This window comes from Mycobacterium sp. NTMscope_MAC_269 (assembly GCF_976985695.1).
Genome location: NZ_OZ335668.1, coordinates 2,104,024 through 2,129,485, shown reverse-complemented (window position 1 = coordinate 2,129,485; position 25,462 = coordinate 2,104,024). Strand labels below are relative to the sequence as shown.

Annotated in this window: 23 protein-coding genes and 1 pseudogene; 14 read left to right on the top strand and 10 right to left on the bottom strand. The window is 68.9% G+C overall.

The features are described 5' to 3' along the window. Positions 1–111: 111 nt before the first annotated feature. The 4 genes from qcrB to ctaE are packed head-to-tail and all read right to left on the bottom strand — an operon-like array spanning position 112 to position 4,512. Complete coding sequence (gene qcrB / locus ACZ50Z_RS09990; RefSeq protein ID WP_464483402.1) at positions 112–1,803, bottom strand: cytochrome bc1 complex cytochrome b subunit; 1,692 nt, start codon at positions 1,801–1,803, stop codon at positions 112–114. Beyond that, positions 1,800–3,011: a cytochrome bc1 complex Rieske iron-sulfur subunit gene (gene qcrA, locus ACZ50Z_RS09985; protein WP_464483401.1), complete on the bottom strand. Its 1,212-nt coding sequence runs from the start codon at positions 3,009–3,011 to the stop codon at positions 1,800–1,802. The genes qcrB and qcrA overlap by 4 nt, the downstream gene beginning before the upstream one ends. Further along, positions 3,008–3,871, bottom strand: coding sequence for a cytochrome bc1 complex diheme cytochrome c subunit (qcrC, locus tag ACZ50Z_RS09980; protein ID WP_464483400.1), 864 nt, complete (start codon positions 3,869–3,871; stop codon positions 3,008–3,010). Before qcrC ends, qcrA begins: the two co-directional genes overlap by 4 nt. A 29-nt stretch (positions 3,872–3,900) precedes the next feature. Then, positions 3,901–4,512, bottom strand: coding sequence for an aa3-type cytochrome oxidase subunit III (gene ctaE / locus ACZ50Z_RS09975; RefSeq protein ID WP_055401014.1), 612 nt, complete (start codon positions 4,510–4,512; stop codon positions 3,901–3,903). Between the two features lie 140 nt (positions 4,513–4,652). Between ctaE and trpD the strand changes: the two genes are divergently transcribed. After that, positions 4,653–5,735 (top strand): anthranilate phosphoribosyltransferase, encoded by a 1,083-nt coding sequence (gene trpD, locus ACZ50Z_RS09970; RefSeq protein WP_464483399.1) that lies wholly within the window; start codon positions 4,653–4,655, stop codon positions 5,733–5,735. Here trpD and ACZ50Z_RS09965 read toward each other — a convergent pair. Next, positions 5,673–7,532 (bottom strand): annotated as a pseudogene (locus ACZ50Z_RS09965) (DEDD exonuclease domain-containing protein); the annotation flags it as partial. The gene trpD and the pseudogene ACZ50Z_RS09965 sit on opposite strands and share 63 nt — an antisense overlap. A gap of 105 nt (positions 7,533–7,637) precedes the next feature. Here ACZ50Z_RS09965 and ACZ50Z_RS09960 point away from each other — a divergent pair. The 4 genes from ACZ50Z_RS09960 (at position 7,638) to pimB (ending at position 11,268) form a co-directional block, all read left to right on the top strand. Further along, positions 7,638–7,889 (top strand): hypothetical protein, encoded by a 252-nt coding sequence (locus tag ACZ50Z_RS09960; protein ID WP_464483398.1) that lies wholly within the window; start codon positions 7,638–7,640, stop codon positions 7,887–7,889. Positions 7,890–8,069: 180 nt separating this feature from the next. Next, the gene (ripC, locus tag ACZ50Z_RS09955) at positions 8,070–9,212 is read left to right on the top strand and encodes a peptidoglycan hydrolase RipC (protein ID WP_464483397.1); all 1,143 of its coding nucleotides are present in this window, start codon (positions 8,070–8,072) and stop codon (positions 9,210–9,212) included. A gap of 58 nt (positions 9,213–9,270) precedes the next feature. Then, positions 9,271–10,086, top strand: coding sequence for a hypothetical protein (locus tag ACZ50Z_RS09950; protein ID WP_464483396.1), 816 nt, complete (start codon positions 9,271–9,273; stop codon positions 10,084–10,086). A gap of 51 nt (positions 10,087–10,137) precedes the next feature. Beyond that, on the top strand, positions 10,138–11,268 hold the full coding sequence (gene pimB, locus ACZ50Z_RS09945; RefSeq protein WP_464483395.1) for a GDP-mannose-dependent alpha-(1-6)-phosphatidylinositol monomannoside mannosyltransferase: 1,131 nt from the start codon (positions 10,138–10,140) through the stop codon (positions 11,266–11,268). 67 nt (positions 11,269–11,335) lie between these two features. On the opposite strand, the gene ACZ50Z_RS09940 is transcribed toward pimB, so the two are convergent. Beyond that, entirely contained in the window at positions 11,336–13,138 is a 1,803-nt protein-coding gene (locus ACZ50Z_RS09940; RefSeq protein WP_464483394.1) for an AMP-dependent synthetase/ligase, read from the bottom strand. Positions 13,139–13,314: 176 nt separating this feature from the next. Between ACZ50Z_RS09940 and ACZ50Z_RS09935 the strand changes: the two genes are divergently transcribed. The 5 genes from ACZ50Z_RS09935 to ACZ50Z_RS09915 all read left to right on the top strand — a co-directional run bounded on the left by ACZ50Z_RS09935 (position 13,315) and on the right by ACZ50Z_RS09915 (position 16,713). Next, complete coding sequence (locus tag ACZ50Z_RS09935; RefSeq protein ID WP_464483393.1) at positions 13,315–13,713, top strand: polyketide cyclase / dehydrase and lipid transport; 399 nt, start codon at positions 13,315–13,317, stop codon at positions 13,711–13,713. A gap of 117 nt (positions 13,714–13,830) precedes the next feature. Continuing rightward, positions 13,831–14,268 (top strand): SRPBCC family protein, encoded by a 438-nt coding sequence (locus ACZ50Z_RS09930; RefSeq protein ID WP_464483392.1) that lies wholly within the window; start codon positions 13,831–13,833, stop codon positions 14,266–14,268. Further along, a complete protein-coding gene (locus ACZ50Z_RS09925; RefSeq protein WP_464486162.1) occupies positions 14,261–15,520 on the top strand; it encodes an ArsA family ATPase in 1,260 nt (419 codons plus the stop codon). The genes ACZ50Z_RS09930 and ACZ50Z_RS09925 overlap by 8 nt, the downstream gene beginning before the upstream one ends. Next, positions 15,517–15,900: a hypothetical protein gene (locus ACZ50Z_RS09920; RefSeq protein WP_464483391.1), complete on the top strand. Its 384-nt coding sequence runs from the start codon at positions 15,517–15,519 to the stop codon at positions 15,898–15,900. The genes ACZ50Z_RS09925 and ACZ50Z_RS09920 overlap by 4 nt, the downstream gene beginning before the upstream one ends. Positions 15,901–15,987: 87 nt before the next feature. Next, positions 15,988–16,713, top strand: a complete 726-nt coding sequence (locus ACZ50Z_RS09915) for a lysophospholipid acyltransferase family protein (RefSeq protein ID WP_464483390.1) — start codon at positions 15,988–15,990, stop codon at positions 16,711–16,713. Here ACZ50Z_RS09915 and ACZ50Z_RS09910 read toward each other — a convergent pair. Then, on the bottom strand, positions 16,710–18,002 hold the full coding sequence (locus ACZ50Z_RS09910) for a glycosyltransferase 87 family protein (protein ID WP_464483389.1): 1,293 nt from the start codon (positions 18,000–18,002) through the stop codon (positions 16,710–16,712). The genes ACZ50Z_RS09915 and ACZ50Z_RS09910 overlap by 4 nt on opposite strands. 93 nt (positions 18,003–18,095) lie before the next feature. Here ACZ50Z_RS09910 and ACZ50Z_RS09905 point away from each other — a divergent pair, with 93 nt between their 5' ends. The 3 genes from ACZ50Z_RS09905 to ACZ50Z_RS09895 all read left to right on the top strand — a co-directional run bounded on the left by ACZ50Z_RS09905 (position 18,096) and on the right by ACZ50Z_RS09895 (position 20,952). Further along, complete coding sequence (locus ACZ50Z_RS09905) at positions 18,096–18,980, top strand: hypothetical protein (RefSeq protein ID WP_464483388.1); 885 nt, start codon at positions 18,096–18,098, stop codon at positions 18,978–18,980. A gap of 10 nt (positions 18,981–18,990) precedes the next feature. Continuing rightward, the gene (locus tag ACZ50Z_RS09900) at positions 18,991–19,485 is read left to right on the top strand and encodes a polyadenylate-specific 3'-exoribonuclease AS (protein WP_464483387.1); all 495 of its coding nucleotides are present in this window, start codon (positions 18,991–18,993) and stop codon (positions 19,483–19,485) included. Positions 19,486–19,563: 78 nt separating this feature from the next. Continuing rightward, positions 19,564–20,952: a class II 3-deoxy-7-phosphoheptulonate synthase gene (locus ACZ50Z_RS09895; protein ID WP_464483386.1), complete on the top strand. Its 1,389-nt coding sequence runs from the start codon at positions 19,564–19,566 to the stop codon at positions 20,950–20,952. 78 nt (positions 20,953–21,030) lie between these two features. Here the strand turns inward: ACZ50Z_RS09895 and ACZ50Z_RS09890 are convergent, their stop codons facing one another. Next, positions 21,031–22,323, bottom strand: coding sequence for a protein kinase domain-containing protein (locus ACZ50Z_RS09890; protein WP_464483385.1), 1,293 nt, complete (start codon positions 22,321–22,323; stop codon positions 21,031–21,033). A gap of 80 nt (positions 22,324–22,403) precedes the next feature. Between ACZ50Z_RS09890 and ACZ50Z_RS09885 the strand changes: the two genes are divergently transcribed. After that, positions 22,404–22,808 (top strand): Rv2175c family DNA-binding protein, encoded by a 405-nt coding sequence (locus tag ACZ50Z_RS09885; protein WP_464483384.1) that lies wholly within the window; start codon positions 22,404–22,406, stop codon positions 22,806–22,808. Here the strand turns inward: ACZ50Z_RS09885 and ACZ50Z_RS09880 are convergent. Beyond that, the gene (locus tag ACZ50Z_RS09880; RefSeq protein WP_464483383.1) at positions 22,802–24,349 is read right to left on the bottom strand and encodes an alpha-(1->6)-mannopyranosyltransferase A; all 1,548 of its coding nucleotides are present in this window, start codon (positions 24,347–24,349) and stop codon (positions 22,802–22,804) included. The two genes, ACZ50Z_RS09885 and ACZ50Z_RS09880, sit on opposite strands and share 7 nt — an antisense overlap. Positions 24,350–24,353: 4 nt before the next feature. Next, positions 24,354–25,403 (bottom strand): bifunctional (2E,6E)-farnesyl/geranyl diphosphate synthase, encoded by a 1,050-nt coding sequence (gene idsA2 / locus ACZ50Z_RS09875; RefSeq protein WP_464486161.1) that lies wholly within the window; start codon positions 25,401–25,403, stop codon positions 24,354–24,356. Between the last annotated feature and the right edge of the window lie 59 nt (positions 25,404–25,462).

Below are 25,462 nucleotides of genomic sequence, written 5' to 3'. Positions count from 1 at the left end.
CACTTCCCGCTCCGCGGCGCCGCTGTATGTCTTGCGGATGGGAGCGGCCCGTAACGCGAACGGCTCGCGGCGGGCTCCCGAGGAGCCGCCGCGAGCCGTCGGATGGCCGCGCTAGTGGTGCTGGCCGGACTCGCCGTTCGTCGAACCGTTGAGGCCGTCCTGGTGTTCGCGCAGTGCGGTCAGGGCACGCTGCTCGGAGCTGTGCGCCGCCTCCCGCAACGCCGCGTCCTCGGATGCCGGATCGGCGAACATGAAGCTGCCGCTGCCCGGCGACCCGGCCGAACCCAGCTTGTTCATTTTCTTGGGCAGCGCCGCGCCCTGGTACTCGAGCGGCAGCGGGTGGCCGTGGTCGTCGACCGGGCCCAGCGGCTGGTGCAGCTCGATGTAGGCGCCGTGCGGCAGCCGCTTGATGATGCCGGTCTCGATGCCGTGCTCGAGTACCGCGCGGTCGCTGCGCTGCAGGCCGATGCACCACCGGTAAGTGGCGAAGTAGACGATCGGCGGCAGGATCACCATGCCGATGCGCCCGATCCACGTCGTCGCGTTCAGCGAGATGTCGAACTTGAACGCGATGATGTCGTTCATGGCCGCCAGCGTCAGCAACATGTAGAACGAGATCGCCATCGCGCCGATCGACGTGCGCACCGGCGCGTCGCGCGGACGCTGCAGCAGGTTGTGGTGCGCGTTGTCACCGCTGAACCGCTTCTCCAGGAACGGGTAGATGATCAGCAGGACGAAAATCCCGCCCATGATCAGCGCCACCCAGACCGCGGCCGGGATGGTGTGGTGCCAGAAGTAGAACTCCCACGGCGGCCAGATACGGGCCAGGCCTTCGGTCCACATCATGTAGAAGTCCGGCTGCGAGCCCGCCGAGACGTGAGAGGGCTTGTAGGGCCCCAGGTTCCAGATCGGGTTGATCTGCAGCAGGCCGCCCAGCAGCCCCAGCACGCCGACGATCGCGGCGAAGAACGCGCCGGACTTGACGGCGAACACCGGCATCACGCGCACGCCGACCACGTTGTGCTCGGTGCGACCCGGTCCGGGGAACTGGGTGTGCTTCTGGAACCACACCATGGCCAGGTGCAGGCCGATCAGCGCCAGGATGATGCCGGGCAGCAGCAGGATGTGCAGAGAGTACATGCGGGGGATGATGTAACCCGCTGTGGCGCATTCGTTTCCGACGCCGCCGCAGGGGAAGTCACCACCGAACAGGGCCCAGTGCAGCCAGGTGCCGATCACCGGCATGCCCAACGTGATCGACGACAGGGCGGCGCGCAGCCCGATGCCCGACAACAAGTCGTCGGGCAGCGAGTAGCCGAAGTAACCCTCGAACATGGCCAGGATCAGCAGCAGCGAGCCGATGACCCAGTTCGCCTCACGCGGCCGCCGGAACGCGCCGGTGAAGAAGATGCGGGCCAGGTGCACCATGATCGACGCCGAGAAGATCAGCGCCGCCCAGTGGTGGACCTGGCGAACGAACAGGCCGCCGCGCACCTCGAAGGAGATGTCGAGGGTCGACGCGAAGGCCTTCGACATGTCCACGCCGCGCAGCGGCTGGTAGGCGCCGTTGTAAGTGACCTCGCCCATGGACGGGTCGAAGAACAGCGTCAGGTACACCCCGGTGAGCAGCAACACGATGAAGCTGTACATCGCGATCTCGCCCAGCAGGAACGACCAGTGGGTGGGGAACACCTTGTTGAGCTGTCGGCGCACGGCAGCCGAGGGGTGGTAGCGGGTGTCGATGTCCTCGCCCTGACGGGCCAGGACGTCGCCGATCTTCGGGGGACTCAGTTTGGGACTCATGATGTCGTCCTCTCCCAGAATGCCGGTCCGACGGGCTCGATGAAGTCGCCGTTGGCGACCAGGTACCCGTTGGTGTCGATGGTGATCGGCAGCTGCGCCAACGCACGCGCCGCCGGCCCGAAGATCGGCTTGGCGAAGTGCAGCGCGTCGAACTGCGACTGGTGGCACGGGCACAAGATCCGGTAGGACTGCTCCTCGAACAGCGACGCCGGGCAACCCAGATGCGAGCAGACCTTCGTGTAGGCGAACAGCTCACCGAAGTTGAAGCTCTCCTGGCCCTGCCGCTTGACGACGCGGTGCATGTCGGTGGGGCGAATTCGGATGAGCATCACGGGATTACGCACACCCTGGTTGATCGCGCGCAGCTTCTCCTGCGACTCCGGGGTGGTGCCGTCGCCGTCGGACTCCCGCCACGGGAAGACGGTTTCCATGCCGCCGGCGTCGAGGTCCTCGGGCCGCATCTTGACGAACGGCGACCCGGCGAAGCTGCCGGTGGCGCGCGCCAGGTAGATGGTCTCGCCGTGGTAGCGGGGGGTCCAGTCGGAGGTGAACAGCACCGCCTTCTTGCCGTTGGCGGTCTGCACCACCGGCTTCCACGGGTTCTTGATCAGGCCGCCGGCAAATGCCACCAAGGTGGACAGGCCGAACGCGCCCAGGCCCACGCCCAGCGACAGCCCGACCAGCTTGCGCCGCCCGATGGTGGAGCCGCTGTAGGCGTCGGCCAGGTTGGCCACCACCGTCTTGCGGTCGACGTCGCGGGACGCGCCGTCGTGGCGGTCCTGAATCGAAATCTCTTCGGGGATAAAGCGCTTCTGGTACAGGATGGTGCCGATCCCGATCGACAGGATCGACATCCCGAAGGTCAGGCCGTACAGCGGAGTGGTCAGCGTGTACAGCCAGCTGCCCGCGGCCTCCTTGGGCTTGTACTCCCACGGCCAGAACAAAAAGATCAGCAGCAGCGTCAGCCCGAAGCCACCGCCCAGCAAAAGCCAGAGGGCGACGCCACGCTCGGCGCGCTTCTCGGCTTTGGTGCCCTCGACCGGCCAGCGGTTTTCCTTGAACACGGTTTCGACGCCGTCGAGCTTGCCGCCCAGCGCCACCAGTTCCTGCTGTGACATCGCGGCCAGCGCCGCGTCGTCGGGCTCCCTCTCCCCGGTGCCCTGCGGGCTTCCGCCCGTGTCAGAGCCGCGAACGTCCCGGTCGCTCATGCTCGTGCCCCAATCCACAGTGCCAGCCCGATGGCGGCGACCATCCCGATGATCCAGGCGGCCATGCCCTCGGGTGCGGGCCCGAATCCGCCCAGGCCGTAGCCGCCCGGCTGACGCTCTTCGGTCACCGCCTTGATGTAGCCGATGATGTCCTTCTTGGCCTCGAAGGACAGCTGGCGGTCGGAGAACTTCGGCATGTTCTGCGGACCGGTCCGCATGGCCGCCAGGATCTGCTGCTCGTTGGCGGGCTCCAGGTCCGGCGCGTACTTGCCGGACGACAGCGCCCCGCCCTTGCCGGTGAAGTTGTGGCACGACGAGCAGTTGAGCCGGAACAGGTCACCGCCGCGGCCGAGGTCCTCGCCGCGCAGCGAGTGCATCGCCAGGCTGCCGTCGGGGTTGCGCACGGTCGTGGGGCCGCCGCCGTTGGCCTGCACGTAGGCGCCCAGCGCGTCGATCTGCCCCTCGTCGAAGATCGGTTCCTTGCGGGGCGCTTGCGCCTCGCCGGTCATCGCCGGCATGCGGCCGGTGGACACCTGGAAGTAGACGGCTTCCTCGCCGACCCCGATCAGGCTCGGCCCGCGGTCGGGCACACCCTGCAGGTTGGCGCCGTGGCAGGACACGCATGACGTGTCGAACAGCTGCTTGCCGTTGCGCAGCAGCGCCGAGTTCGACTCGTCGGCGACGGCCACCTGAGGGCGGGGGGTCAGGATGGCGGCCATACCACCGGCGATGGTCAGCGCGATCAGCAGCAGCAATCCGCCCGACAAGCGGCGGCGCAGCCGCCGTCGCGAACGGTCACGCTGCCCTTGTTGCGACTGAGAAAGCCGCGAACCGGATCGGGTAGACCCCAGTTTCTTCAACCGAGCACTCCTGTTCGTCCAGCGCCTGCTCATCGGATGAAATAGATCACGGTGAACAGCGCGATCCACACGATGTCGACGAAATGCCAGTAGTACGAGACGACGATGCTGGCCGTTGCCTGCGCCGGGGTGAACTTGCTCATCGCGGTGCGGGCCAGCAAGAAGATGAAGGCGATCAGCCCGCCGGTCACGTGCAGGCCGTGGAACCCGGTGGCCAGATAGAACACGCTGCCGTAGGCGCTGCCGGGGATGGTGGTCCCGTGGGTGGCCAGGTGGAAGTACTCATAACCCTGCCCGCAAACGAAGAACAGGCCCATCAGGAAGGTGATCACGTACCAGCGCCGCAACCCGAACACGTCGCCGCGCTCCGCCGCGAACACCCCCATCTGGCAGGTGAACGACGACGCGATCAGCACCAATGTCACGGGGACGGCCTGGTACAGATTCAGCTCGGTCGGTGGCGGCGGCCATTTCCCGCCCGACTGTGCACGGGCGGTGAAGTACATCGCGAACAGGCCGGCAAAGAACATCAGCTCGCTGGAGAGCCAGACGATCGTGCCGACACTGACCATGTTGGGTCGATTCAGCGAATGAACCCGCGACGTAATTGCAGTACCTGAGGTCCCGACAGCGCTGGTCACATCCGCAAGTATGACGCTTTGTAGTTGTTGATCTCCACCCGGGGCGCAATTTGATGCCTCGCGCGTCGCGCGCGCGTGTGGGCCGGGCCGTGCGCGGCCGACGGTTGGGGCTGGTGTGGTCCCCGTGGGACCATCGGCGCGTGGCTTTGTCATCTGAGGTTTCGCCGTCCGGCGGGTCCGCAACGTCGTGGCCGCGGGTCCTGGGTCGGCTGACGGGCGGTCAGGACCTGACCCGCGGCCAGGCCGCCTGGGCCATGGACCAGATCATGACCGGCGAAGCGAGCGCCGCCCAGATCGCGGCCTTCGCGGTGGCGATGCAGGTGAAGGCGCCCACGTCGGCCGAGGTGATCGAGCTGGCCGAGGTCATGCTCAGCCACGCGCTGCCGATGCCCGGGGGCGGATTCCGGGACGACACCGTCGACATCGTCGGAACCGGCGGCGACGGCGTCAACACCGTGAACCTGTCCACGATGGCGGCGATCGTGACGGCGGCCGCCGGGGTGCCTGTGGTCAAGCACGGCAACCGGGCGGCCTCGTCGTTGTCCGGTGGCGCCGACACCCTCGAGGCGCTCGGCATTCGCATCGACCTCGGACCCGACGAGGTTGCCCGCAGCCTGGCCGAGGTCGGCATCGGGTTCTGCTTCGCGCCGTTGTTCCACCCGTCGTACCGGCACACGTCCGCGGTGCGCCGCGAGATCGGCGTGCCGACGGTGTTCAATCTCCTTGGGCCGCTTACCAATCCGGCCCGGCCGCGGGCCGGCCTGATCGGCTGCGCGTTCGCCGACCTGGCCGAGGTGATGGCGGGGGTGTTCGCCGCGCGCCGGTCCAGCGTGCTGGTGGTGCACGGTGACGACGGGCTCGACGAGCTGACGACCACGACCACCAGCACGATCTGGCGGGTGCAGGCCGGCACCGTGGACAGGCTGACGTTCGATCCGGCCGGGTTCGGGTTTCCCCGGGCCGACCTCGACGACTTGCTGGGCGGCGACGCGCAGGCCAACGCGGCGGAGGTGCGAGCGGTGCTGGCCGGGGGCAAGGGTCCGGTGCGCGACGCCGTCGTGCTCAACGCCGCCGGGGCGATCGTGGCCTACGCCGGGTTATCCAGTCGCGCCGAATGGTTGCCGGCGTGGGAGGACGGGTTGGCCCGCGCCACCAAGGCCATCGATTCCGGGTCGGCCGAACAGTTGCTCGCGCGATGGGTGGGGTTCGGCCAGCAGGTCTGATTCCCGCAGCGCTTGCTCGGCCGCCAGGCGCGCCGAGCGCGCCGCCTCCGCCCAGGCCGCCCACCCACCGGCGGATCGCAGCGGGGACGCCCAGCCCGCGCCGTCCCCGGTCCCGTCGACACGAACGATGCGCACGCCGGGCGCGCCCAGCCAGCGCGCGATCAGCGCGGTCTCTTCGACAAGCGCCCCACCGAGGGGGGCCGGCGCGGGCAGAATCGCTTGTGCCCCAGCGGTTATCGCGTCGATGACCGGCATCGGAGGCACCCCCCGGCGGGCGTTGCCGGCGGCGGCGAGTTGGCCATGGCGGATGACGGCGAGGTGATAGCCGCCGTGGCCGTCGGGTGCGGCGGCGACCAGCTCGGGCAGCGCAGCCAGGGCGCGCAGCCGCTGACCGCGCCACAGCGTCTCGACCGAGGCGGCCGTGCGGTCGCGCAGCCGGGCGGCGCTTTCGAAGTGACGCCGCTCGGCGAGGGCGGCGACCTGGGCCACGGCGGCCGCCAGCGCGGCGTTGTCCGCGCCGTCGACCAATGCCGCCATGTGCGCGACGGCCGCGGCGTATTGCGTGGCGGTGATGTTGCGGGCGGCCGGGCACGGTGACACCTCCGCCTCGGCGCATAGCGGCCCGTGTAATGCCGAGCGGCCCAACCGGTTCGTGCAGGTGCGCAGCCCGGTGAACCGGGCCAGCAGGGCGGCGGTGTCGGCGGCGTCGGAGCGTGCCCGGAACGGCCCGACGGCGCGGTCGTGGCGCGGTGCGCGTACGACCGCCAGGCGGGGGAACGCCTCGTCGGTCAGCGCCACCCACCACCAGCGCTGCGGGAACCTCGATCGCCGGTTGTACGGCGGGGCGTGCGCGGCCAACAGCCGCAGCTCGCGCACACCGGCCTCCAGCGCGTGGGCGCACTCGACGTGGTCGACCGCGCCGGCCAGCGTGACCATCTCCTTCATGCGGCCGCGCGGATCGGCGCCGGTGAAGTACTGACCGACCCGCCGCCGCAGGTCGACGGCGGTGCCGATGTAGAGCACCTCGCCGGACGGCCCGCGGAACAGGTACACCCCCGGCCGGTGCGGCAGCCCGTCGGCGAGCACCCGTTTGCGCCGCTGCGCCGGTGTCACGTCGGGCAGATAAGAGCGCAGGTCGGCGTAGGTGTGCACGCCCTGGTTGCCCACCCTTTCGATGAGGGCGTGCAGCACGTCGACGGTGGCGCGCGCGTCGTCGAGCGCGCGGTGGGTGGGCTGGGTGGTGACGGCGAACAGCCGCGCCAGGGAAGCGAGCCGCACGCTGGGGGCCTCCTCGCGGCTGAGCACCCGGCGGGCCAGCCGCACGGTGCACAGCACCTGCGGCCGCGGCCAGGCGATGTCGCACTGCTGAGCGGCGGCGCGCAGGAAGCCGATGTCGAAGCCGGCGTTGTGCGCGACCAGCACCGCGTCGCGGGAGAACTCCAAAAACATCGGCAGTACGGCGTCGATGGTCGGCGCGTCGGACACCATCGCCGTGGTGATGCCGGTCAGCTGCACGATCTGGGGCGGGATGCTGCGCTGCGGATCGATCAGCGTGGCGAACTCGCCGAGCACCGCGCCGCCGCGCACCTTGACCGCCCCGATCTCGGTGATGGCGTCCGGCACCGCCCCGGCGGTGCTCTTGGTGCGCCCGCCGGTGGTCTCGAGGTCCACCACGACGAAGGTGGTCTCGCGCAGCGAGAGTTCGTCGGGCGCGATGGGTGACCCCACGTCGGCGAAGCTCAGCTGAGTCGCGCCACGTGCAGCCACGGGGGTGACGTTAAGCAGCACGACCGACATCCGCGGCGATCCCACGCCGCCGCGGGGAGATGTCGGTGCCCGCGGTTAGCGTTCGGGCTGACCGGCGTGATGTTCGTCGGAGCCAGACCGAGAGGACCGATCCCGATGGCACCAAGAATTGGACCCACCGACGTCACCATGCCGCCAGAGCCGGGCGCGCCCGTGGTGATCGACTGCGACGACTGCGCGGTGCGCGGACCCGGATGCCGCGACTGTGTAGTCAGCGTGATACTCGGGGTCCCGGATACTTTATTGGAGGACGAACAAGCGGCATTGGAGGTTCTCGCCGAGGTTGGCCTGGCGCCGCGACTTCGTCTGGTCCCGATTCGTCGCGGCCGCGGATCTGGTGTAGCTTAAATGCCTTGCCCGCCAAAGGCCCTCGGCCCAGGCGGAATGGATCACATGAAAATGACAGAATTCTTTCTAATTTCTTAACCGCCCGCTTTGGACAAACGCCGATATCGTTTCGTAACCTGTTTGAGACCTAAACCCGCTCGACGACCAGGATTCGTCGATGGCCGTTTAAGGAAGCAAATCTTGAGGCTTGACTCTAGGTACCCGGTTGCGCGTGCCCTGACACGTTCGGCCCTAGGGACGCTAGCCGGCTTCGCGATTCTGTCCGGCGTGGTGACCGCCCCCTCGTGGGCGGACCCGGCCGAAGACGCCATGGCAAAACTCAACGAGCTGTCCCGGCAGGCCGAGCAGACCACCGAGGCGATGCACAGCGCCCAGCTCGACCTGAACGACAAGGTGGCCGCGCAGCGCGCCGCCGACAAGAAGCACAACGACGACCAGGCCGCCGTGGACGCGACGAAGGCCCATCTGGCGTCGTACCAGAACTCCGTCAACAACCTGGCCGCCGCGACCTACATGGGCGGTCACGTCGACGGCATGGAAGCCATCCTGACCGCCGGCTCGCCGCAAGGGCTGATCGACAAGCTCGCGGTGCAGCGGGTGATGGCCACGCAGATGGCCAGCCAGATGACGAGCTACCGGATCGCCGGCGAGCAGGCCGCCAAGGCCGAGCGGGAGTCCGCGAAGTCCGCCGCCGACGCCAAGAGCGCGGCCGAGCAGGCCGCGGCGGTGCGAGCGAGCTTGCAGTCCAAGCAAAGTCAGCTGCAGGTGCAGATCGCGGTGGTCAAGTCGCAATACATGTCGTTGACCGCCGACCAGCGGACCGCGCTCGCCAATCCGGCACCGGCCGTCCCCGCGGCGGCGCCGGCCCCCGGTGCCCCGGCGCCGGAAGCCGCACCCCCGGGACCCGGGCAGGCGCCCGGTGAGGCTCCGCCTCCCGGCGGCATGCCCGGCATGGCTCCCGGCGGGGTCGGCGGCGGTGACCGCGCCACCGTTGTGCAGGCCGCGCTGACCCAGGTGGGTTCGTCGTATGTGTGGGGCGGCGCCGCGCCCGGCGGGTTCGACTGCTCCGGACTGGTGATGTGGGCGTTCCAGCAGGCCGGCATCTCGTTGCCGCACTCCAGCCAGGCGATGGCCCACGGCGGTCAACCCGTGTCGCTCTCGGACCTGCAGCCCGGTGACGTGCTCACCTTCTACTCCGACGCCTCGCACGCCGGCCTCTACATCGGTGACGGCATGATGATCCACTCGTCGACCTACGGGGTGCCGGTGCAGGTCGTGCCGATGAATTCCTCGGGCCCGATCTACGACGCGCGCCGTTACTAGACGTTCCACGCTGCGGCGGCGGCTTCCGATACTGCTGGCCTGGGTATTCGTCGTCGAATTGATTGCGGCCGCGGCCGTGCCGTTCGACGCCGAACGCAACAGCCGGATCCGGCCTCCGCAGCTGATCACGCCGGCGCGCAGCCAGGTCAGCGCCTCGACCAAGTCGATCGTCGTCGGCGACCGCACCGTGCGGCTGCTGGGCCTCGGCGGCCAGTCCAGCGAGCGTCTGTTGTCGCGCGTCGCCTCCGACATGGGCGCCGCGATCGGCGCCGTCGAGGCGTTCTGGGGTGCCGACTGGACACGCGAAATCTCGGTGGTCGCGGCCGGCACGAACGAGGAATTTCGCGCCGCCGCCGGCGGGGGACCGGCGTCGCAGTGGGCCGACATCGCCGCCGCGACGGTCTCCGACCGGGTCGATCCCGTTCGCCGCGTCGCCCTCGGCCAGCGGATCGTGTTCGCGCCGGGCGCCGCCAACATGAGCGCGGCGTCCCTGCGAATCGTGTTGGCGCACGAGCTTTTTCACTACGCCGCGCGCGCGGACACCGTTGCGGACGCCCCCCGCTGGTTCACCGAAGGTGTTGCCGACTTCGTCGGCCGCCCCCCGGCGCCGGTGCCCAAGGAGGGGTTGCTGCCCATGACGCTGCCTTCGGACGGCGATCTGGATGTGCCCGGCGCGCCGCGCTCGTTGGCCTATGACCGCGCCTGGTGGTTCGCCCGGTTCGTGGCCGACACCTATGGGACGCCGAAGCTGCACGATCTCTACCTGGCGACCTGCGGCATCAGGCGCGCCGACATGGCGACCGCCGCCCGCGACGTGCTGGACACCAGCGAGGCGGGCCTGCTCACGCTCTGGCGCCAATGGCTTACCCACTAGGGCTCAGGCCGTGTGCACGCGCCGCATCGCCGTCACGCTAGCCTGTCGCAGGTGAGTCGGGTCCTGCTGGTAACCAACGACTTTCCGCCCCGCCGGGGCGGCATCCAGTCGTACCTCGGTGAGTTCGTCGGTCGGCTCGTCGAGGCCACGTCGCATTCGGTGACGGTGTACGCGCCGGACTGGAAGGGCGCCGAGGCGTACGACGCGGCGGCCGGCTACCGCGTGGTGCGCCATCCGGGCACCCTCATGCTGCCGGGCCCGGCGGTCGATGCCCGGATGCGGCGGTTGATCGTCGACCACGGTATCGAGACCGTCTGGTTCGGGGCGGCCGCGCCCTTGGCGCTGCTCGCGCGGCGAGCGCGCGCGGCGGGGGCCAACCGGGTGCTGGCCAGCACGCACGGCCACGAGGTGGGTTGGTCGATGCTGCCGGTCGCGCGGTCCGTGCTGCGTCGCATCGGCGACGACACCGACATCGTCACGTTCGTCAGCCGCTATACGCGGTCCCGGTTCGCGCCGGCCTTCGGGCCCAAAGCATCACTGGAATACCTGCCGTCGGGGGTGGACACCGATAAGTTCCGGCCCGACCCGGCCGGCCGTGCCGAGCTGCGTCGGCGCTACAAGTTGGGCGAGCGGCCCACCGTCGTGTGCGTGTCTCGGCTGGTGCCCCGCAAAGGCCAGGACATGCTCATCAAGGCGCTGCCCTCGATCCGGCGGCGCGTCGACGGAGCCGCCCTGGTCATCGTCGGCGGCGGCCCCTACCTGGAATCGCTACAGACGCTGGCCCGCGACTGCGGGGTGGCCGACGAGGTGATCTTCACCGGTGGGGTGCCGGCCGCCGAATTGCCCACGCATCACGCGCTGGCCGACGTGTTCGCGATGCCCTGCCGCACCCGCGGCGCCGGCCTGGATGTCGAGGGACTGGGCATCGTGTTCCTGGAGGCCTCAGCGAGTGGGGTGCCCGTCGTGGCCGGGAATTCCGGGGGAGCCCCGGAAACGGTGCGGCACAACGAAACCGGGCTCGTCGTCGACGGTTGCTCGGTGACCGAAATCGCCGACGCCGTCGCCGGGTTGCTGAGCGATCGGGACCGCGCCGCCGCTATGGGCGCGGCGGGGCGCGAATGGGTGATGGCCCAATGGCGCTGGGACACCCTGGCGGTACGGCTGGCCGAGCTGCTCGGTTAGCGGTACTGAGCAGACATAAAGGCACCCGACAGGCTGGGCCTGCGGGTGCCTTTATGTCTGCTCGCGGTCAGTCCTTTTCGTAGATGGCCTCGATGTCGGAGGCGAACTTCTCGGCCACCACGTTGCGCTTGACCTTCATCGTCGGTGTCAGCTCACCGGTGTCCTCGGTGAAATCGACCGGCAGGATGCGGAACTTGCGGATCGACTCCGCATGCGACACCGCCAGATTGGCGTCCTTGATGGCCGCGTCCACCTCGGCGACCAGGTCGGGATCGGTGGCCAGATCGGCGACCGACGTGCCGGATCCCTTCTGGTTGCGCTGCTTCCACCCGTCGAACGCCTCGGGGTCGATGGTGATCAGCGCGGCGATGAACGGCTTGTTGTCGCCGACGACCATGGCCTGGCTGATCAGCGGGTGCGCCCGCAGCCGGTCCTCGAGCACGGCGGGGGCGACGTTCTTGCCGCCCGCGGTGACGATGATCTCCTTCTTGCGCCCGGTGATCTTCAAAAAGCCGTCGTCGTCGAGGACGCCCAAATCGCCGGTCCTGAACCAGCCGTCGGTGAACGCGTCGCCGGTGGCCTGCTCGTTGCGCCAGTAGCCGCTGAACACCACGCCGCCGCGCACCAGCAGCTCGCCGTCGTCGGCGATGCGCATGCTGTTGCCGGGCAACAACGTTCCGACCGTGCCGATCTTGACGTTGCCGACCTGGTTGACCGTGATCGCGGAGCTGGTCTCGGTCAGGCCGTAGCCCTCATGGATGGTCAGGCCGACGCCGCGGTAGAAGTGGCCCAGTCGCGACCCCAGCGGCGCGCCGCCGGACACGGACGCGTGGCAGTCGCCGCCCAGCGCGCCGCGCAGCTTGCGGTACACCAGCCGGTCGAACAACGCGTGCTTGGCGCGCAGGACCGGCCCCCGCCGACCGCGGTCGGCGGCCTCGCTCCAGTCGACGGCGGTTTGCACCGCCATGGCGAAGATCCGTCCCTTGCCGTCGTTCGCGGCGTTCTGCGCGGCCGTGTTGTAAACCTTTTCGAACACCCGCGGAACCGACACCACCACGGTCGGTTTGAACACCGCGAACATCGGCAGCAGGTTCTTGATGTCGCTGGTGAATCCGACGGTCACCTTGTTGGCGAACGCGGACAACGTCAGCGAGCGCGCCAGCACGTGGGCCAGCGGCAGGAAGATCAGCAGCCGCTGCCCCTCGTCGAGCAGCGTCGGCAGGCTCTCCTTGGCGCCGCGGGTCTCATACAGCAGGTTGGAGTGCGTCAGCTGGCAGCCCTTCGGCCGCCCGGTGGTGCCCGAGGTGTAGATCAGTGTCGCGGGATCCGCGGCCCGCAGGGAATCGAGGCGCGCGGTCAGCTCGGCCGGTTCCACCGACTCGGCGGCCTCGACGAGCTGGTCGAGCGCCTTGGGGCCCGACCCGTCGATGTGCAGCACCCGGCGCAGGGCGGGCAGTTCGGCGGTCAGCTCGGTGACCATCGCGGCGTGTTCGTCGGTTTCGGCGAACGCCAGCACCGCCTCGGAGTCCTGCAGCACCCAGCGGACCTGTTCGGCCGACGACGTCTCGTAGATCGGCACCGTGACCCCACCCACCGCCAGGATCGCCAGGTCGAGGATCGCCCATTCGTAGCGGGTGGCCGAAAAGATCGACACCCGGTCACCGGCCTGCACCCCCAGCGCGATCAGACCCAGTGCGGCAGAACGGATCTGGGAGGCCGCCTCGGCGCAGGTGACGTCGGTCCACCGCCCGTCGACTTGGCGTTGGTAGATCACGAACTCCGGGTCGTCGCGCTCGTGTTCGAAGACCATCGCCGCGATGTTGTCGTCATCGTCGACCGAAAAGCGGGCGGGGACGCTGTACTCACGCACTCTTATGACCTCAATTGACCTCGTGACGTTTCCCGGCAGCCGGGGTTGCTGTCGACCAGCCTAATCCGCGCATCGAGCCAGCACGGACATAGCCGTGCGGCCGGGACCGCGACTGCCTGCCGTGGCGCCCGACCTCCCTCGGCGGGGCCCGGGGGCCGGTGTGTGAAGCTGTGGGCATGAACAGCATCCAGATCGCGGATGAGACGTTTGTCGCCGCCGACGGCGCGCGGGTGGGCGCCGCGCTCGCGGATCGGGCGAGTTGGCGCCGCTGGTGGCCCGACCTGCGGCTGCAGGTGGTCGAGGACCGCGCAGACAAGGGCATCCGGTGGTCGGTCACCGGCGCGCTGACCGGGACCATGGAGGTCTGGTTGGAACCTCTGATGGAGGGGCTGGACGGGGTCGTGCTGCACTATTTCCTGCACGCCGAGCCCACCGGAGTGGCGGCCTGGCAGCTGGCCAAGCTCAATCTGGCGAAAATCACCCACCGCCGCCGAGTGGCGGGCAAGAAAATGGCCTTCGAGGTCAAGACGACACTGGAACGGTCACGTCCGGTCGGAGTTTCTCCGGTAGTTTAGCCGGGTCGGGTCCGCGCAGAGAGTACCGTTTCGGACCTAGACCCGCGGGGGTCCCCGCACAGCAGGTTCGACAGAAATCGGGGCCGATCCGCATGCGGGAGAGAGGGCAGCAACCAGGTGGCGGAGAAGACGACGCAAACCATCTACATCGAAGCCGACCCGGCCACCGTGATGCAGGTGATCGCGGATATCGATTCCTACCCGCAGTGGATCTCGGAGTACAAGGAAGCCGAGGTTCAGGAGAAGGACGCCGACGGCTACCCGAAGGTGGCACGGATCGTCATGGACGCCACCGTCATCAAAGACACCATGGTCATGTCCTACCAGTGGCCCAAAGATCGCCAATCGGTCAGCTGGACGCTGGTTTCGAGCTCGCTTCTGCGCTCCCTTGAGGGCTCGTATCGGTTGGTTCCCAAGGGTTCTGGCACCGAAGTCACCTACGAACTCTCCGTCGACCTGGCCATGCCGATGATCGGCCTGCTCAAGCGCAAGGCCGAGAGGCGTTTGACCGACACCGCGTTAAAGGATCTGAAGAAACGAGTCGAGGCTGAGTGAGACGGCTGCGCCCGCCCCGGCCCGGATCAGTCTCTTCGTTGGCAAAGGCGGGGTAGGGAAATCCACCCTGGCTTGCGCCACCGCGGTCAGTTCTGCCAGCGCGGGGCAGCGGGTGCTGGTGGTCTCCACCGACCAGGCGCACTCGCTGGGTGATGTGCTGGGCACGCCCGTCCCGCCCGGCCAAGACGACCTGGTGCGCGTACTCGCCGATGACGCGGAGGCCGGCGGCGGGTTTCTCGACGCGCTGGCCCTGGACACCCTCGCCCTGCTCGAGGTCCGCTGGCGTGACGCCGTCGCCACCTTGGACCGGAGGTTCCCCGACTCCGAACTGAGCACCATTGCGCCCGAAGAGCTTTCGGCGCTCCCCGGTGTTCAGGAGGTGCTCGGCCTGTTCGCCGTGGCCGAGCTGGCCGGTTCCGGGCGATGGGACCGCGTGGTGGTCGATTGCGCGTCGACCGCGGACGCCCTGCGGATGTTGACGTTGCCCGCCACCTTCGGGTTGTACGTCGAACGGGCGTGGCCGCGGCATCGCCGGCTGTCCGTCGGCTCCGACGACGCCCGCTCGGCGGCCGTGGTCGAACTGCTTGAGCGCATCAGCGCGAGCGTGGAGACGCTCGGCGCGCTGCTCACCGACGGCGAACTGGTCAGTGCGCATCTGGTGTTGACCCCCGAGCGGGTGGTCGCCGCGGAGGCGGCCCGCACCCTGGGCTCACTGGCCTTGATGGGCGTGCGTGTCGAAGAGCTGATCGTGAACCAGGTTCTGCTGCAAGATGACTCATACGAATACCGCAACTTGCCCGAGCACCCGGCCTTCTACTGGTACACCGAGCGCATCGCCGAGCAGCAGAGTGTGCTCGACGAACTCGACGCCACCATCGGTGAAGTGGCCCTCGTGATGACCCCGCACCTGTCCGGCGAGCCGATCGGCGCCAAGGCGCTGGGCGGGCTGCTCGATGCCGCCCGCCGCCGCGGCGGCACCGTGCCCCCGGGCCCGTTGCGGCCGACCGTCGACCTCGAATCCGGGACGGGACTTGGGTCCGTCTACCGGATGCGGCTAGCGTTGCCGCAACTCGATCCGTCGGCGCTGACCTTGGGGCGAGTCGACGACGACCTGATCATCAGCGCCGGCGGATTGCGGCGCAGGGTGAGGTTGGCGTCCGTGCTTCGGCGCTGCACGGTGCTGGACGCACGCCTGCGGGGCAGCGAGCTGACGGTGCGTTTTCGACCAGATCCGGAGGTGTGGCCTAAGTGAGTGGGGCTCATCCCGAAATCGGTCCGGAGCTGCGTAGGCTCGCCCAGACGATTCTGGACGGCATCGACCCCGCGGTGCGAGCGGCGGCGGCGCTGACCGCGGGCGCGGGACCCGGCACCGGCAAGTGCCAGCAGGTGTGGTGCCCGGTGTGCGCGCTGGCCGCGTTGGCAACCGGTGACCAGCACCCCTTGCTCACCGCGATCGCCGACCACAGCATCGCCTTGCTTCAGGTGATCCGCGACATCGTCGACGACATCGACCGGGCGGCCACTTCGCCGCCTGAACCGCCGCCCGAGGGCCCGCCGGGCGGCGCGAGCGACGCCGGTGACGCCGCCCCGCGGACCCGTTATCAGCCCATCCCGGTCACGCTGGACGAGTGAGGAGCCTGCGACGCAGGTGGTCCCTTCTTGTGGGGATAGGTACAGTTGGCGCAGAACATCAGCGGGGTGTAGCCGAGAGGGAGGGCCATGTGGTACTGGCTGTTCAAGTACGTGCTCCTCGGCCCGCTGCTATCTTTGCTGGGGCGCCCGAAAGTTGAAGGCCTAGAACACGTTCCGAGCTCCGGACCGGTGATACTGGCAAGCAATCACCTGGCCGTGATGGACAGCTTCTATCTTCCACTGGTGGTGCGGCGCCGAATCACCTTCCTGGCGAAGTCGGAATATTTCACCGGCACCGGTGTGAAGGGGTGGTTCCAGCGGTGGTTCTTCACCGCCGTCGGCCAGGTGCCGATCGACCGCACCGACGCCGACAGCGCCCGGGCGGCGCTGACCACCGCGAAACAGGTGCTGGACCAGGGCAAGCTGCTGGGCATGTATCCCGAGGGCACGCGGTCCCCGGACGGCCGGCTGTACAAGGGCAAGACGGGGCTGGCGCGGCTGGCCCTGGAGACCGGTGTTCCGGTGATCCCGGTCGCGATGATCGGCACCAACGTCGTCAACCCGCCCGGGACCAACATGTTGCGGTTCGGCCGGGTCACCGTCCGCTTCGGCAAGCCGATGGATTTCTCGCGGTTCGACGGGCTGGCCGGCAACCGCTTCATCGAGCGAGCGGTCACCGACGAAGTGATCTACGAGCTGATGGGCCTGTCCGGCCAGGAGTACGTCGACATTTACGCGGCCAGCCTAAAAAAGGGCGGCGGTGACGCGGCCGATGGCGAGGCCGTGCGGATTCCCGAGACCGCTGCCGGTTAGCCGACCGCGGTAACCGGCGCCAACGGCTCCGGCGCGGTCTGGCGCGCCACCCCGCGCGCGGTGACGGTGAAGCCGGCCGCGACGATGACCGCCAGCGCCCACCACACGTAGGACATCCCGACGAGCTGGCGCCACCAGGCCGCGCTCGCCTCGTGATGCTTGGGCAGCAGGTCGATCGGCGTCCACCTCATCAACGCCACCCCGACGGCGCTGATGACCATCAGCGGCGCGTTGCGGCGCCGCCAGGCCAAGATCCCCGTCACCAGCACCGCCGGCAGCACCCACACCCAGTGGTGTGACCACGACACCGGCGAGACCACCAGCCCGAACAACGCGACGCAGACCAGCGCAAGCGTGGGCTCGCCGGCGCGCAGCACCCGCCGCATCGCCCACACCGTCACCGCCAGCACCAGCAGCGACGCCGCCACCCACAGCAGGAAGCCCTCCTGCTGTGACAGGCCGAGCCGGGCCAGGGCGCCGGCGATGTTCTGGTCGGTGTTCAGGCTCGCCGCGCCGATCCGGTCGGTGTGATGCAGCGTGTGCGTCCAGTACTCCCACGAGTCGTTCCAGGCCAGCGCGAAACCCAGTAGCGTCGCCCCGACGAACGACGCCAGCGCGGTCAGCGTCGCCCGGTAGTCGCGGCGCAGCAGGAAATAGAGCAGGAACACCGCCGGTGTCAGCTTCAACGCCATGCCCAGCCCCAGCAGCAGCCCGCGCGGCCACGGCGTGCGCCGCGGCACGCAGTCGGCGACCACCAGCGTCATCAGCACGACGTTGATCTGACCGAAGGCGAAGTTCGAGCTGATCGGTTCCAGCCAGATCGTCGCCGCCGCGGCGGCGATGACGGCCAGCCACCACCGGCGCAGCCAGGCCGGGCCGGGCAGCACGGCCGACACGCTCCAGACGTCGAGCCCGGTCAGCACGATCACGGTAGAGGAGACCAGCAGCACCAACGTCAGGGCGGTGATCGCAACGCTGGCGGCGGGCATGTGCAGCCAGGCGAACGGGCAGAACACGATGGCGGCCAGCGGCGGATAGGTGAACGGCAGATCCACGATCGGCGTGTGGAACAACACGTCGCCGCGGTACAGCGGGCGGCCGTCCATCCAGGCCTGGGCGCCCATCTGATAGACGTCGATGTCGATGCGATACGGGATGTGCCCGAACAGCTGCCACGCCGCGTAACCCAGCCCCGCCGCGGCCGCCAGCCAAGCCAGCCCCCACACCAGCGCCCGCCCGGGGCCACGATTGCCTGCGAAGCCCACCCCGGGCGCCTGCCGTGTACTCATGTCGCACAACAGCGTAATGGGTGCCCGCGCGCGGACATCCCTGGTGCAGCGCGGCTCCCACGGCCCCGGGGCGCGAAGGCGTAGGTTTCAAGAGTGCTCCACTCGTTCGTCGACGAGCTGTCCCGATGGTTCGAACATGACATTCACGACAGGGGCCACCTGCCACTGTTGTGCTGCCTGGTGGCCTTCATCCTGACGTTTTTCGTCACGCGGACGTTCGTGCGATTCATCCGTCACCGCGTCGAAAACGGCCGGCCCACCAAGTGGTGGCATCCACGCAACGTCCACGTCGGCGGCGTGCACATCCACCACGTCACGTTCGGCGTGGTCCTCACCCTGCTCTCCGGGCTGACGCTGGTCACCTTGTCGGTCGACGGGCACGAGCCGCAGTTCATGGCGGCCGCCACCTTTTTCGGGATCGGGGCCGCCCTCGTACTCGACGAATACGCGTTGATCCTGCACCTGTCCGACGTCTATTGGTCCGAGGACGGCCGCACGTCGGTCGATGCGGTGTTCGCCGCCGTCGCGGTGGCCGGGCTGTTGATCATGGGCCTGCACCCGCTGATGTTCTTCCTGCCGATCTGGCACGACGCCAGTTCGGTGGCCCTGCGCGCCGTGGTCGGCGGCGCCATGGCGTTGACGCTGCCGCTGGCCGTCGTGGTGGTGCTCAAGGGCAAGGTCTGGACCGGGCTGCTGGGCATGTTCCTGGTCATCTTGCTGGTGATCGGGGCGGTCCGGTTGTCGCGCCCGCACGCGCCCTGGGCCCGCTGGCGGTACTCCACCCAGCCGGACAAGATGCGCCGCGCGCTGCAGCGCGAACGGCGGCTGCGCCGCCCGGTGGTGCGGGCCAAGCTGTATTTGCAGTGCGCGATCGCCGGCACGCCCCGGTTTCCGGACCAACGCGCGGTCGACGCCCGGCTGGACGACGAGATTCATCCCGCGCCTGCCCCGACCGGCCCCATCCTGATCGGCAGATAATCTCTTTTCGGTGCGGTACTTCTACGACACCGAGTTCATCGAGGACGGCCGCACCATCGAGCTCATCTCGATCGGGGTGGCCGCCGAAGACGGCCGCGAGTACTACGCGGTGTCCACGGAATTCGATCCCGAGCGCGCCGGGCCGTGGGTGCGCGCCAACGTGCTGCCCAAGTTGCCGCCCCCGGCGTCACAGCTGTGGCGCTCGCGCAGGCGGATCCGCGAGGACCTCGAGGAATTCTTCGGCCTGAATTCTGCGCGGCCGGCCCCCGAGCCGATCGAACTGTGGGCGTGGGTGGCGGCCTACGACCACGTGGCCCTGTGCCAGTTGTGGGGCACCATGCCGGAGTTGCCGCGGGCCATTCCCCGTTTCACCCGGGAATTGCGGCAGCTGTGGGAAGACCGGGGGAGCCCGCGCATGCCGCCGCGGTCCTCCGATGCGCACGACGCGCTGGTCGACGCCCGCGATCAGCTCCGCCGCTTCCGGTTGATCACGGCGGGAGACTGAAACGACCACCCCGGATCAGCGGCGTTCGTGCTGATCAGCCCTGACCAGGGGCTCCCTCTCCCCGGTTACGATGGACCGATGAACTGGACCGTCGACATCCCGATCGAGCAGCTGCCGCCGCTGCCGCCGCTGCCGGCTGAGCTGCGGGCGCGGTTGGACGCCGCCCTGGCCAAGCCCGCAGCCCAGCAGCCCAGCTGGCCCGACGATCGGGCGTCGGCGATGCGCACGGTCCTCGAGAGCGTGCCGCCGGTGACGGTGCCGTCGGAAATCATCCGGCTACAGGAGCAGCTGGCCCAGGTGGCCAGGGGTGAGGCATTCCTGCTGCAGGGCGGTGACTGCGCGGAGACATTCACCGAGAACACCGAACCCCACATCCGCGGCAACGTGCGCGCGCTGCTGCAGATGGCGGTGGTGCTGACGTACGGCTCGAGCATGCCGGTGGTCAAGGTGGCCCGCATCGCGGGGCAGTACGCCAAACCGCGATCGGCCGACGTCGACGCGCTGGGGTTGAAGTCCTACCGCGGTGACATGATCAACGGCTTCGCCCCGGACGCCGCGGTGCGCGAGCATGACCCGTCGCGGTTGGTGCGCGCCTACGCCAACGCCAGCGCGGCGATGAATTTGGTTCGGGCGCTGACGTCTTCGGGGTTGGCCTCGCTGCATCTGGTCCACGACTGGAACCGCGAATTCGTCCGCACCTCGCCGGCCGGCGCCCGCTACGAGGCGCTGGCCACCGAGATCGACCGCGGCCTGCGCTTCATGAGCGCCTGCGGGGTGGCCGACCGCAACCTGCAGACCGCCGAAATCTACGCCAGCCACGAGGCTTTGGTGCTCGACTACGAGCGATCCATGCTGCGCCTGTCCGAGAGCGAGGGCGGCGAACCCCAGCTGTATGACCTGTCGGCGCACACCGTGTGGATCGGCGAGCGGACCCGCCAGCTCGACGGCGCGCACGTCGCCTTCGCGGAGGTGATCGCCAACCCGATCGGCGTCAAGATCGGCCCGACGATCACCCCGGAGCTCGCCGTCGAATACGTCGAGCGGCTCGACCCGCACAACAAGCCCGGCCGGCTGACATTGGTGAGCAGGATGGGCAACAACAAGGTGCGCGATCTACTGCCGCCGATCGTGGAGAAGGTCCAGGCGGCCGGTCACCAGGTGATCTGGCAGTGCGATCCCATGCACGGCAACACCCACGAGTCGTCCAACGGCTATAAAACCCGCCACTTCGACCGCATCGTCGACGAGGTGCAGGGCTTCTTCGAGGTCCACCGCGCGCTGGGCACCCACCCCGGTGGCATCCACGTCGAGATCACCGGCGAGAACGTCACCGAGTGTCTCGGTGGGGCGCAAGACATTTCGGACACCGACCTGGTCGGCCGCTACGAGACCGCGTGCGACCCCCGGCTGAACACCCAGCAGTCGCTGGAGTTGGCCTTCCTGGTCGCCGAGATGCTGCGCGACTGAGTTTGGCGAGCAGACGCAGAATCGCACAAAACCATGCGTTTTGGTGCGATTCTGCGTCTGCTCGTCGTTGGTGGGCGGCTACAGCAGCCCATTGAGGTTGCTTCCGATGGTCCACGCCGCGGTCGCGACCAGCCCGGTGAACGCCAGCACCAGTGCCACCCACACCAACACCATGCGCCGGTTGTGCTGGCGGGTCCACACGAATTCGCTGATCGGGATGCCCGCGAATTCGCCTGTGACGGGCTCGTATTCGTCGTCATCGTCGTCGTCATCGCCAGGGTCGGCGACGGACGGTGCCGGGCGCTGCGGCGGCGGTTGCGGCCAATCCTCGGGGCCGCGGGTCAGTTGGCGGGTGGGCTGGCGCACCGGCGCGGGCCGCTGCGCGGTGGCCGGAGGCTGACTCGTCCGGCCGTGATGCAGCGCGGCCGAGCGGTGCTGCGCCGAATTGCGCGGCGCCGGCACCCGAAACTCCGGCAGCGCAAGCTCGTCGGCGATCGCGTCCAGGTCGGCGCCCATCTCGGTCGCGTCGCCGTACCGGTCGGCCGGGTCGCGGGCCGTCGCCCGTTGCACGAACTGGTCGAACTGCACCGGCACACCGTCGATGGACGCGCTGGGCGGCGGCACGTCGGTGTCGAGCCGCTGGTAGGCGATCGACAACGCCGAATCGCCGGTGAAGGGGGTGTGCCCGGTCAACAGCTCATAGGCGAGGATGCCCGCGGAGTAGACGTCGCTGCGCGGGCTGGCGTCGCCGTCGCGCACCTGCTCGGGCGACAGATACGCCGCGGTGCCCAAAATCACACTGGTAGAAGTGATTCCGGCGGCCGCGACGGCACGGACCAACCCGAAGTCGGCGATCTTCACCTCGCCGTCGTCGGAGATCAACACGTTCTCCGGCTTGACGTCGCGATGCACCAGGCCGGCGCGGTGCGCGGCGGCCAACCCGCCGAGTACCGGACGAAGCACCGCCGCGACGGCATACGGCGGCATCGGCCCGCGCTCGCCTAGCAGCTCGCGCAGGGTGCCGCCCTCGATGAGCTCCATCACCAGAAACGGGTGCCGCGCGTCGGAGCCCTGGTCGTAGACCGCGACCAGCCCGGGATCCTTCAGCCGGGCCACGGTGCGGGCCTCGCGCTGGAAGCGGGTGAGGAACTGCTCGTCGCCGGCGTAGCGGGAATCCATCACCTTCACCGCGACGGGACGGTCGAGGCGGGTGTCGAGACCGCGATACACGGTCGAGGTGCCGCCGCTGGCGATCTTCGCCTGGATCAGGTAGCGGCCGTCGAGCAACGCGTTGTCCAACGGGTCCGCCGTCCCGGCTTCGGCCCGCGGACGATGCGGACCGGCCCGGCCGGGCGGATGAGCTTGGGCCACGGGGCCATCGTAGGTGCGGCGCCGTGATTGGGCGGTAGAACACGGGCTCAAGGCGCGTATCAAGGCCTACACTTGCGCGGATGAGCAGTATTCCTGCCGGCGAAGATGTGCTAGATCCCGACGAGCCGATCTACGACCTGCCGCGGGTCGCCGAATTGCTCGGAGTCTCGGTTACCAAGGTGCACCAACAACTCCGGGAAGGGCATCTGGTCGCGGTCCGGCGCGGGGAGGGCGTGGTGGTGCCGCAGGTGTTTTTCACCCAGTCCGGTGAGGTCGTCAAAAGCCTGCCGGGATTGCTGACGATCCTGCACGACGGCGGCTATCACGACACCGAGATCGTGCGCTGGCTGTTCACCCGGGACCCGTCGCTGACGGTGACCCGCGACGGCAGCCGCGACGCCCTCAGCAATGCCCGCCCCGTCGATGCGCTGCACGCCCACCAGGCGCGGGAGGTTGTGCGCCGGGCGCAGGCGATGGCCTACTGAGCGGGCTCGTTAACCTCGACCGGCTCGGTCGGTGGCCGGGGTACCCGGTACAGGCTGTACCAGGCGATCAGCGCGACGGCGGTGGCCAGCGAGAAGTGCAGCCACGAGTACATGCCATGCGAGCCATCGGGTTTGAAGATCACCATCACCCAGGTCGACGCGCCGCCGATGATCGCCACCGCCCGTCGTGACTGGGCCAGGGGGGCCACGATCGCCAGCGGCCACGAGTAATACCACGGCAACGCGGCCGGGACGAACAGCACCACGATGAGCATCGAGTACGCGATGCCGGTGAGCGCGGCCCGGTCGTCCCGGCGGAACCGCCACCACAACAGCGGCAGCGAGACCGCGATGATCGCGATGCCGACCAGTCGGGTGACCCGCAGGATCGGATAGAAGCTCACCGGGAACAGCCCGCTGCCGATCGCGTGGATCACGTTGGCCGCCGCGGTGGGTACGGTCAGCCAGTTGATGATCTTCACCGAACCGGCCAGCGCGGTCAGCCATCCCAGGCCCACGCCGGCGACCGCGGACAGGATCGCGAAGACGACCGCGAATACCAGCAGCGACGCCGCGGCGGCCGCGAGAAGCGCTCGTGCGGACCGATATCCCCGCCGGTTGCGCAGATCCCGCGCCCACACCCACACCAGAAAGGGCAGCGCGATGCCGGCGGTCGCTTTGACCGCGATGGCGACGGTGATCAGCGCGGTGCCCGCGACGTGGCGGCCGCCGAACGTCAGCGCGATCCCGGCGGCCATCAGGCCCACCATCAGCATCTCGTTGTGCACCCCGCCCATCAGATGGATGAGCACCAGCGGGTTGAGCACGCAGATCCACAGCGCCGTCGAGGGGTCGGCGCCCAGGTGACGTGCCAATCGTGGAGTCGCCCAGATCAACAGCGCCAGACCGGGCAGCATGCACAGCCGCAGCAACGCGGTGCCGGCCACCACGTTGTTGCCGACGATGACGGTGATGAGCTTGGCCACCAGGATGAACGCCGGACCGTAGGGGGCGGTCGTGATCGACCAGATGGGACTGACGTTGTCCAACAAGATGTTTGGATTGGCGACCGGGCCGACGGCGTAGGGATCCAAGCCGTCGCGCAGCAGTGCACCCTGGGCCAGATACGAGTAGGTGTCGCGGCTGAAGACGGGCACCGACACCAGCAGCGGAGCCAGCCAGAAGCCGGTGGTGGCCTTCATGATGAACTCGGTCGCCTCGCCGGCCAGCACCCGACGGCCCAGGCCCAGCCAGGCGATCAGCATGAGTCCGACACCGGTCCACAACACGATCGACGACAGCACCAGGCCGTGACCAAAGCGCAGCCAGGACATGTGGATTGACTCGAGCAGCGGGTCGTGCTGGCGGGTGCTGCCCGCCCCCAGCCCGCCCAGGGTGATCAGCACCGAGCCCAACAAACCCAGTTTTGCCGGTCGCGATTCGCCGGCCGCCACGAACGCTCTCAGCTGCGAAAACCGTTCGCCGCGAGAGGTTTTGGCTGCCGGCGAGTCGTCGGCCGGGGTGTCGGTCGGAGTCGTCATCGGTTCAGGCGGACCGGTTCGTGGCGATCTTGGCCAATTCGGACAGGCCGGCTTTGGCCGCGGTGTTGATGGGGGCGGCGGCCAGCGCGGCCAGTGCCCGCTGGGTCAGCGTGGCGATCCGCTGTTCGGCCGCGGTCAGGGCGCCCACCGACTCGATGGCGTCGCGCAGTCGATCCACCTGCGCGTCGGTCAGCTGGGCGCCGATCGAGCTCCGTAACAGGTTGGCCGCCACCGGGTCTGACTCCTCCGCCAGCTCCAGCGCCTCGGCCAGCAGCACGGTCCGCTTGCCCGATCGCAGGTCATCGCCGGATGGCTTACCGGTTACCGCGGGGTCGCCGAAGACACCCAGGACGTCGTCGCGCAGCTGAAACGCCACCCCGAGGTCGGTCCCGAACTGGCTGAAGATGTCCTGGACGTCGGGTCTGTCGGCAGCGGCTGCCACGCCGAGCTGTAGCGGTCGCGACACCGTGTAGCAGGCGGTTTTGAAGGTGTCGACGTTCATCGCCGACGCGATCGAGGCGGCGGCGCTGGCCTCGGCGACGATGTCGAGGTATTGCCCGCCGAGCACCTCGGTGCGGATGTTGGCCCACACCCGGCGCACGCGCCGCTGAGCCTGCGGCGTCAGGTCGACACCGAAGACGATGTCGTCGGCCCAGGCCAGTGCGAGGTCGCCGAGCAGGATGGCGGCCGACATGCCGAACCGCTCCGGAGAGCCCTGCCAGCGCCGGTCGCGATGCAGCGTCGCGAACTGGACGTGGGTGGTGGACCGTCCCCGCCGGGTGGAGGAGTCGTCGATGACGTCGTCGTGCACCAGCGCGCAGGCGTGCAGCAGCTCGAGTGCGGAAAACAGCAGCAGCACTTGCTCATCGGGTTCGTCGGTGGCCACGGCGCGCCAGCCCCAGTAGGCGAAGGCGGGGCGTAACCGCTTACCGCCGCCCAGCACGAAATCTTCGAGCGCGGCGATCAGGCCGTTGTAGTCGTCGCCGATGTAGGCGGTCTCGGCGCGCCGCTCGTCCAGATACCGCCGCAATTGTTCGGTGATCGCGCCGGTCAACTCGACGGTTGCCGCCGCTGCTGTGGCTTTGACGCTCAGCGCGGCGCCCCTTTCTGCTC

What these genes read in the sequence shown, in the direction of transcription:
- qcrB (WP_464483402.1), bottom strand. Translation starts at nt 1,803, where the DNA reads ATGAGTCCCAAACTGAGTCCCCCGAAGATCGGCGACGTCCTGGCCCGT.
- qcrA (WP_464483401.1), bottom strand. Translation starts at nt 3,011, where the DNA reads ATGAGCGACCGGGACGTTCGCGGCTCTGACACGGGCGGAAGCCCGCAG.
- ACZ50Z_RS09960 (WP_464483398.1), top strand. Translation starts at nt 7,638, where the DNA reads ATGGCACCAAGAATTGGACCCACCGACGTCACCATGCCGCCAGAGCCG.
- ACZ50Z_RS09935 (WP_464483393.1), top strand. Translation starts at nt 13,315, where the DNA reads ATGAACAGCATCCAGATCGCGGATGAGACGTTTGTCGCCGCCGACGGC.
- ACZ50Z_RS09915 (WP_464483390.1), top strand. Translation starts at nt 15,988, where the DNA reads ATGTGGTACTGGCTGTTCAAGTACGTGCTCCTCGGCCCGCTGCTATCT.
- ACZ50Z_RS09910 (WP_464483389.1), bottom strand. Translation starts at nt 18,002, where the DNA reads ATGAGTACACGGCAGGCGCCCGGGGTGGGCTTCGCAGGCAATCGTGGC.
- ACZ50Z_RS09895 (WP_464483386.1), top strand. Translation starts at nt 19,564, where the DNA reads ATGAACTGGACCGTCGACATCCCGATCGAGCAGCTGCCGCCGCTGCCG.
- ACZ50Z_RS09885 (WP_464483384.1), top strand. Translation starts at nt 22,404, where the DNA reads ATGAGCAGTATTCCTGCCGGCGAAGATGTGCTAGATCCCGACGAGCCG.
- ACZ50Z_RS09880 (WP_464483383.1), bottom strand. Translation starts at nt 24,349, where the DNA reads ATGACGACTCCGACCGACACCCCGGCCGACGACTCGCCGGCAGCCAAA.